This window comes from Centipeda periodontii DSM 2778, from assembly GCF_000213975.1.
GTDB classification, from domain to species: Bacteria; Bacillota; Negativicutes; order Selenomonadales; family Selenomonadaceae; genus Centipeda; species Centipeda periodontii.
Map to the genome: position 1 here is coordinate 993,493 of NZ_GL892076.1, position 8,470 is coordinate 1,001,962.

The following is an 8,470-nucleotide window of genomic DNA, read 5'->3' on the forward strand; positions in this document are numbered from 1 at the left end:
GACGCCGAGGGGTGTCCCGTGGAGGAGGGGACGTTACATGGCAGTGACAGACAAAGGTTTTGGCGCATACGATGTACGCGGTATCTATCCCGATGAGGTAAACGAGGAGCTCGCTTACCGCGTCGGACGCAGTTTCCCCACGCTGTTTGGCGCGAAGAAGGTGGCGATCGGACACGACATCCGTCTCTCGGGGCCTGCGATCAGCGACGCACTCGCGAAGGGACTCACGGAAGCCGGCTGTGACGTTGTGGACATCGGTCAGTGCGGCACGGAGATGATCTACTTCGCGACGGCACATCTGAAGCTCGGCGGCGGGATCATGATCACGGCAAGCCACAATCCGAAACAGTACAACGGCATGAAGTTCGTACGTGCGGAGTCGCGCCCGATCTCGAGCGACACGGGACTCAAGGATATCGCAGCAATGGCGGTCGGCGAGACCTATCCTGCGCCCGCAGCGACGCCCGGCAAGATCGAGAAGGTGGACATTCTCGACGAGTACGTCAAGCACATCCTTGCTTATGTCGATGTGAGCAAGCTGAAGCCGTACAAGATCGTTGTCAACACGGGCAACGGCGCGGCAGGCCCCATCATCAACGCGATGGAGAAGTTCCTCCCGTTCGAGCTGGTCAAGGTCTACAACGAGCCGGACGGCAACTTCCCGAACGGCGTACCGAATCCGATCCTGCAGGAGAACCGCGAGGCGACAGCGAAGGTCGTGCGTGAGACGGGCGCGGACTTCGGCGTGGCGTGGGACGGCGACTTTGACCGCTGCTTCCTCTTCGATGAAAAGGGCGGCTTCATCGAGGGCTACTATATGGTGGGCTTCCTCTCAGAGGCATTCCTCAAGAAGAACAAGGGCGCAAGTGTTATCTATGATCCGCGCCTTGTCTGGAACACGATTGAGATTGCAGAGAGCCTCGGCGGCAAGCCTGTCATGTGCAAGAGCGGGCACGCGTTCATCAAGGACAAGATGCGCGAGGTCAACGCGATCTACGGTGGCGAGATGAGTGCGCACCACTATTTCCGCGATTTCTCCTACTGCGACAGCGGTCAGATCCCGTGGCTGCTCGTGGCGGAGCTGATGAGCGCGTCGGGCGGCAAGACGCTCTCCGAGCTCATGAAGGCGCGCATGGATCGCTTCCCGACATCCGGCGAGATCAACAGTAAGGTCGCGGACGCGAAGGCGGTCATGGATCGCATCGAGGCAAAGTATGGTGCCTCCGGCAAGGTCACGAAGGTGGACGGCCTCTCGATCGAGTTCGACAAGTGGCGGTTCAACCTCCGCATGTCCAACACGGAGCCGGTCATCCGACTGAACGTGGAAACGCGTCAGGATAAGGCATTGCTCAAGGAGAAGACAGACGAACTGTTGGCTGAGATTCGTGCCTGATAACATCCTTGTACAGGAAAGGAGTTTTTTGATGAGTCTTGTACTGAAATCCGGATTTACCTTTGACTATGACAATCTCTACGGCGAGGGCAAGGTGACGGACGCCGACCTCGCATTCTATGCGGATGATCTCAAAAAGGCGCATGAGGCGATGAAGGTCATGCACGAAAAGGGGTTTATTCGGGGGCATCTCTCGAAGGACGGCGAGCCGGAGAAGGTTCTCTTCTCGCAGACGCCCTACATCGAGGAGGGGCATATCAACTCGCCCTCGTCCATCGCGCGGCTCAAGGAGTTTGGGAAATATGTGCAGGAGAACACGGATGTCGTGATCTCGCTCGGCATCGGCGGCTCGTTCCTCGGGAACAAGGTGCTCTTTGACGTGCACTGCGGCGAGCTCTGGAACTCGCTCTCGAACGAGCAGCGCGCAGGCTACCCGCGCATCTATTTCAGCGGCAACAACATCGATCCGCGCCGCACGGGCGACATCATCAACCATCTGAAGGATGTGGCGCAGATCAAGAAGACGCACGGCGGTCAGCCGCTGCGCATCATGCTTCTCGTCATCTCGAAGTCGGGCGGCACGCTCGATACGATGTCGAACTTTATGGTCATGTACGACGAGTTTAAGAAGGCGGACAACGTCGAGGTCGAGGTGGTCGCAGTCACCGATCCGAACGAGGCGAAGCCGACACTGCTCAAGAAACTCGCGATGGATATGGGCTGGAAACAGTTTGCCGTGCCGGATGGTGTGGGCGGACGCTTCACGGTCTTCACCGAGGTCGGACTCACGCTCGCGGCGTGCATCGGTTTTGACATCGAAAGCTTCCTCGCGGGCGCACGCGATATGGATCAGGCATGCCAGAACGATGACATCTGGCAGAATCCTGCCATGCTCAACGCGGCTCTGAAATTTGCTGCGTCGGAGAAGCATGGGCGTGACATCGAGGTCATGATGCCCTACGGCGACTATCTGAAATCCGTCTCCGAGTGGTACATCCAGCTCCTCGCCGAATCCCTTGGCAAGCAATTCAACAAGGAGGGCAAGGAGGTCTGCTATGGGCGTACACCGGTTGTCGCCGTCGGCACGACCGATATGCACGCACAGACGCAGCAGCATCAGGAGGGCAAGCTCAACAAGGTCGTGCAGTTTATCCGCATCGACAAGTGGGCGGATGATCTCGTGATCCCGAATGTGTTCCCCGAGGTCAAGAAGCTCGCGGACATCGCGGGTGTGACAATGGGGGCCGCGCTCGAGGTCGCACGTCAGTCGAACGCGGATGCGCTCGCGTCGAACAAGCGCTACAGCGCCGTGTTCGCCCTGCCGGAGCTGACACCGTACCATCTCGGCGAGTTGCTCTACCTGCTTGCGATGTCGGTTGCCTACGAGGGCGAGCTCGCGGATGTGGATGCGTTTGATCAGCCGGGCGTCGAGGCGTACAAGCGCATCATGGGACCGAAACTTCAGGCATTGAAAGGATAAAATCCCCAAATCCTCCACCGCTTGCGGAGGAGGGGACCGCAAAGCGGTGGAAAGGGACGAAAGGAGAGGCTGCTGTGCGAAGTGAAAAACTTCGTGCAACAGCCCTTTTCTGTGTTTTGGGAGGAATATCGTGATCGAAATGTGGCGTGCATATCTGACCGCACTCTCCGTACGCCAGTGGTCACTCATCGGTGCAGTCTTGTTGATTGTGGTCAGCGGCGCATATCTCCTGTGGACAGATGCGGAAGAACCCGCAGTAATCGTTCAAAGAGCAGAAAACGTGCCGCCTGTGACGGAGATCAAGGGGCTTTCTGCGGCGGCTGCGAAAACGCCACTGCGCAATCCGTTCTCTGCTGCGCACGAACGTGTTGGAGAAATACCGCAGGAAGCAGCGCACGAGAGGGCAGAGGAGCGTGCTCTGCTGCCTGCGGTCGCTCCCGCTGCATCGGCATCGCCGATTCCTCCACCTGCTGTCCCCGCTCCTCCCGCACCGCCGCCGCTTGTCCTGCGCGGTGTGGTGCAGGGGGCGGACGGTTCGCGCATGGTCATCCTCGCCGAGGGTACGGAGGCTGCGGCACTCGGTATCGGGGACACATGGCGCGGCTATACACTTTGCTCTGCAACGGACACCTCTGCAACGCTGGACTCCGCATCCGGCACAATTACACTGACAAGGGAGTAGGACTGTATGAAGCGATGGATGATGACGGCACTGCTCGCTTGCGCTCTGCTCTTCCCTGTTCCCGCAGCTGCCGCACCCGTCACCATCGACGTGACGGGCGGCGATGTGCGTGCCGTTCTGCTCGCCGTCGCACGCATGGGCGGTATACCGCTCATCGTCGATGACAGCGTGACAGGTACGGTGACGGCGCATCTCACGGGAGAGGGCGAGGAGGTACTGCGCCTCATTGCCGCCGCTCGCGGCGCGCAGATCGAACGGCACGGTGCGATCTTTCTGGCACTCGGCATGGATGCACGCGCGGAGAATCGCAGCGTCCACATCTATTCCGTGCGCTATGGCGATCCTGAGGAGTTGGCGCACGCTGCAAATTTATCCCTTACAGGTGAAGGAAAACGGGCAGTTGTGTCGAAAAATAACGAAGAGAGATGGAGTGGGGACTCAGACTCTGATTCCAATACGCAGCGGCGTGTTCTCGTCGATCGGGCAACGAATACGCTTCTCTTTTATGGAACAGAGGCTGAGGCTCTTTCCGTGCGCGAAATTATTTCCGCGCTCGACGTTGCGCCGAAGCAGGTATCTCTTGAGGCACGTGTTGTCGCCGTTTCGAAGGAGGCGGCGAAGGAACTCGGCGTGGACTGGTCATGGTCGGCGCTGCCGCAGTACCCGCATGCAGAGCGTGACCGTTCGGGCGATTGGCGGGTCAGCGGACGCAACGCGGGCAGCGGAGGGACAAGCGCACCCGGGATCATCCGCTTTGGCAGAGGCCCTGAGGGGCTTCCCTACGAGTTCTACTATTCGGCGCGGATTCATGCCCTCATCACGGACGGCAAGGCAAAGATGCTTGCACGTCCGAATATCACCACAGTGCAGGGGCATGAGGCTCTCATTAACATCGGTGCGGAGGTTCCTGTGCCGCGCGTGGCGACATCCAACAACGTCACGACGACCGGAATCGAATACCGCGAGGCGGGCATCATCCTGCGGTATACGCCGCGTGTCACAGAGGATGGAAACATCGTTGCGCGCGTACACACGGAAGTCAGTACGCCCGTCTTTGTCGAGGATATCAAGGCATATCGTTTTCAAAAGCGGAGCGCAGATACCACTGTGCGCCTCCGAAACGGCGAAACAATGGTGATTGGTGGACTCATCGACAGCGACGAATCACGTTCTCTCTCGAAGATCCCGTTTCTCGGCGATATTCCCGTTCTCGGTGCGTTCTTTCGCTCCGTGCGGACGAGCAAGACCGAAACCGAACTCATGATTTTTCTTACAGCCCATGTGCTGGACGAAGGATAGATAAGCAGGATGCACGGAAAAGAGGAGATGTCAGTGGCAATCAGGATATTACTTGCAGACGATCACGCACTGCTCAGGCAGGGGATCAAGCGCGTGCTGAACTTCGAGGATGATCTCGAAGTGGTCGGCGAAGCGGAGGATGGACAGGAAGCCCTCGCGCGCACACTCATGCTGAGGCCTGACATCCTCCTTCTCGACATCAATATGCCGGGACTCACGGGACTCGATGTTACGAAGCAGCTCAAACAGGCGCGCTCGCGGACGAAAATCATCGCGCTCACGATCCATGACAGCGACAACTATGTCCTCGAACTCCTCAAGAACGGTGCGCTCGGCTACCTGCTCAAGGATGTGGAGCCGAACGTCCTCATCAAGGCGATCCACATGGTCAACGAGGGCAATCCGTTCGTCTATCCGAAGCTCGCAGAGCGCCTCTTCGGCAGTGCGGCGGTCTATGGCGACGTGAGCCGCATGGCGAAGGAGATCTGGGACGAGAGCCGCGGCGAACGCCTCACTCCGCGTGAGATGGACGTGCTCGGCTACATCGCGAAGGGTCTCTCGAATCAGGATATCGGCAAAGCACTCGGGCTCAGCGAAAAGACCGTCAAGAATCACCTTACCAGCATCTTCCACAAGCTCAAGGTCAACGACCGCACGCAGGCGCTCGTCTACGTGCTTAAAAATAAGATCGTGACATTAGAATAAGCAACAAAGCGGCTCGCACAGGATGACGTGCGGGCCCTTTCTGTTGACAGATGAAGAAGAGCAAGGGAACCGATTTCATCCTTGACAACACCTTCTTTGTTACATAATATGATAGTATCAAAGGAAAAAGAGGGGAATCAATGAGCATTATCGAGAAAGAAGCCCGCGCCGAATACCTTGCCCTGATTCAAAAGCTGCGCCTCATTGATGACACGTTTTTCAATGTCTGTTTTGACAACAACATCGAGGGAATGCAGCTCCTGCTGCGTATCTTCCTTGAGCGCGACGACCTGACGGTAAAGCGTGTGGTGACGCAGCAGAGTGCGGACAACCTCTATGGGCGCGGTGTGCGTTTCGACGTATTGGCGGAGGACAGCGAGGGACGGCTTTACGACTGCGAAGTCCAACGAGCGAACGAGGGGGCGATTGCACGTCGGGCACGGTATAACAGTGCAATGCTGGACGCACGCGAGCTGGCCAAAGGCGCAGAGTTCTCAGAGCTCGCGGAGACGTGGGTGATCTTCATCGTGGAGAATGACATCTATGGTGCAGGGCATCCGCTGTACCATGTGCAGCGGATCATACAGGAACTTCAGAAACCGTTTGATGACGGGGCGCATATTCTCTATGTAAACGGTGCGAACCGCGCAGATACACCGCTCGGACGGCTGATGCAGGACTTTTTCTGCGAGCAGTCGGAGCAGATGAATTACAAGGAACTTGCCGAAAGAGCAGATTACTTCAAGGAAGAGACGGAGGGGGTAAAGGCTATGTGCGAACTGATGGAAAAATTCGGAGAGAAGAAGATGGAAGAAGGACGTGCCGAGGGACGTGCCGAGGGGCGTATGGAGTCGGCGCGTGCGACGGCAAGGGCATTGATTGCACTGGGAAAGCTCACCATCGCGCAGATCGCCGCCGCAACGCAGCTGCCGACGGAAGAAGTGGAGCGCATGGCAGGAGCAGGTGGGGTGTAGATCGGAGAAAAAGAGGGGAATCAATGAGCATTATCGAGAAAGAAGCCCGCGCCGAATACCTTGCCCTGATTCAAAAGCTGCGCCTCATTGATGACACGTTTTTCAATGTCTGTTTTGACAACAACATCGAGGGAATGCAGCTCCTGCTGCGTATCTTCCTTGAGCGCGACGACCTGACGGTAAAGCGTGTGGTGACGCAGCAGAGTGCGGACAACCTCTATGGGCGCGGCGTCCGGTTCGATGTGTTGGCGGAGGACAGCGAGGGACGGCTCTACGACTGCGAAGTCCAGCGAGCGAACGAGGGGGCGATTGCACGTCGGGCACGGTATAACAGTGCAATGCTGGACGCACGCGAGCTGGCCAAAGGCGCAGAGTTCTCAGAGCTTGCGGAGACGTGGGTGATCTTCATCGTGGAGAATGACATCTATGGTGCAGGGCATCCGCTGTACCATGTGGAGCGAATCATACAGGAACTTCAGAAACCGTTTGATGACGGGGCGCATATTCTCTATGTAAACGGTGCGAACCGCGCAGATACACCGCTCGGACGTCTGATGCAGGATTTTTTCTGCGAGCAGTCGGAGCAGATGAATTACAAGGAACTTGCCGAAAGAGCAGATTACTTCAAGGCAGAGACGGAGGGGGTTAATACCGTGTGCGAACTGATGGAAAAATTCGGAGAGAAGAAGATGGAAGAAGGACGTGTCGAGGGACGTGCCGAGGGACGTGCCGAGGGGCGTATGGAGTCGGCGCGTGCGACGGCAGCGGCATTGATCGCACTAGGAAAGCTCACCATTGCGCAGATCGCCGCCGCAACGCAGCTGCCGACGGAAGAAGTGGAGCGCATGGCAGGAGCAGGCGGGGCGGTAAGTTAATAAAATGTTGAAAAACACTATCATTTGTCGTTCCAAACAGAACATGCTATAATATCCGGCATGAGGTGAAATTTATGCTGGAAGTTTTCCAAGGCTTGATGATACCGTTTTTTGGAACGGCACTCGGTGCGGGGTGTGTATTCTTTTTGAAGGGGGCGCTCAACCGCAATGTGCAGCGCGGGCTGACTGGATTTGCCGCAGGCGTGATGGTGGCAGCGTCGATCTGGAGTCTGCTGATTCCTGCGATGGAGGGGGCCTCCGATCTGGGGCAGCTTGCATTTATTCCTGCGGTTGCGGGCTTTTGGGCGGGCACCCTCTTCCTGCTCGTGCTCGATCATATCATTCCGCATTTGCACATGAATGCAAAGAAAGCAGAAGGGCCGCACAGCCGTCTCTCGCGGACAACGATGCTCTGCCTTGCCGTGACGCTCCACAATATTCCTGAGGGAATGGCGGTCGGTGCGATCTATGCGGGATGGATAAGCGGGAGCGAGGGCATTACGCTCGGTGCGGCGCTGGCACTCTCGCTCGGCATTGCAATTCAGAATTTCCCCGAGGGCGCGATCATCTCCATGCCGTTGCGCGCGGCAGGGATGGGGAAGTGGCGCGCGTTCGGCGGCGGGGTTCTCTCGGGAGCGGTCGAGCCGATCGGCGGTGCGCTTACCATCCTTGCGACGGCGCTCATCGTGCCGATTCTGCCCTATGCACTCGCGTTTGCAGCGGGTGCGATGCTCTATGTCGTAGTGGAGGAGCTGATTCCGGAGATGAGCGAGGGTGAACATTCGGATGTGGGTGTTATTTCGTTCGCTGCGGGCTTCTCTCTCATGATGATGCTCGATGTCGCACTTGGTTGAAACAAAACAGAAAAAGAGCCGTTGGCTGTTGCCAATCGGCTCTTTTTCTTGGAAAGGGATGCGCGCAGGTCGGGAAAAACCTGCGCATTGAGAAATGGGATGTAAGGGTTATTTGCCTTACAATGAGGAACGCAGGGAAACGTTCCTATAGAGGGATGATCAACGGGGGAAAATGTCGGGGAGGACGTTTTGTAGTTCCCCGTTGATA

General features: G+C 57.4%; 8 protein-coding genes. All 8 read left to right on the forward strand.

Going from position 1 to position 8,470, the window contains the following annotated elements:
* Positions 1-37 precede the first annotated feature (37 nt).
* The 8 genes from HMPREF9081_RS04390 to HMPREF9081_RS04425 all read left to right on the forward strand — a co-directional run bounded on the left by HMPREF9081_RS04390 (position 38) and on the right by HMPREF9081_RS04425 (position 8,262).
* Positions 38-1,393, forward strand: coding sequence for a phosphohexomutase domain-containing protein (locus HMPREF9081_RS04390; protein ID WP_040394495.1), 1,356 nt, complete (start codon positions 38-40; stop codon positions 1,391-1,393).
* Between the two features lie 31 nt (positions 1,394-1,424).
* Positions 1,425-2,873 (forward strand): glucose-6-phosphate isomerase, encoded by a 1,449-nt coding sequence (locus HMPREF9081_RS04395; RefSeq protein WP_040394497.1) that lies wholly within the window; start codon positions 1,425-1,427, stop codon positions 2,871-2,873.
* A 139-nt stretch (positions 2,874-3,012) separates the two neighbouring features.
* Positions 3,013-3,555: a hypothetical protein gene (locus HMPREF9081_RS04400; protein ID WP_006305803.1), complete on the forward strand. Its 543-nt coding sequence runs from the start codon at positions 3,013-3,015 to the stop codon at positions 3,553-3,555.
* 6 nt (positions 3,556-3,561) lie between these two features.
* Positions 3,562-4,854: a secretin N-terminal domain-containing protein gene (locus tag HMPREF9081_RS04405; protein WP_006305804.1), complete on the forward strand. Its 1,293-nt coding sequence runs from the start codon at positions 3,562-3,564 to the stop codon at positions 4,852-4,854.
* A gap of 33 nt (positions 4,855-4,887) precedes the next feature.
* Positions 4,888-5,559, forward strand: a complete 672-nt coding sequence (locus HMPREF9081_RS04410; protein WP_040394504.1) for a response regulator — start codon at positions 4,888-4,890, stop codon at positions 5,557-5,559.
* A 140-nt stretch (positions 5,560-5,699) separates the two neighbouring features.
* Positions 5,700-6,533 carry a PD-(D/E)XK nuclease family transposase gene (locus HMPREF9081_RS04415; protein WP_006305806.1) on the forward strand — a complete coding sequence of 278 codons (834 nt, stop codon included), beginning with the start codon at positions 5,700-5,702 and terminating at the stop codon, positions 6,531-6,533.
* A 23-nt stretch (positions 6,534-6,556) separates the two neighbouring features.
* Positions 6,557-7,408: an Rpn family recombination-promoting nuclease/putative transposase gene (locus tag HMPREF9081_RS04420; RefSeq protein ID WP_006305807.1), complete on the forward strand. Its 852-nt coding sequence runs from the start codon at positions 6,557-6,559 to the stop codon at positions 7,406-7,408.
* 74 nt (positions 7,409-7,482) lie between these two features.
* Positions 7,483-8,262 (forward strand): ZIP family metal transporter, encoded by a 780-nt coding sequence (locus HMPREF9081_RS04425; RefSeq protein WP_006305808.1) that lies wholly within the window; start codon positions 7,483-7,485, stop codon positions 8,260-8,262.
* The last annotated feature ends 208 nt before the right edge of the window (positions 8,263-8,470 follow it).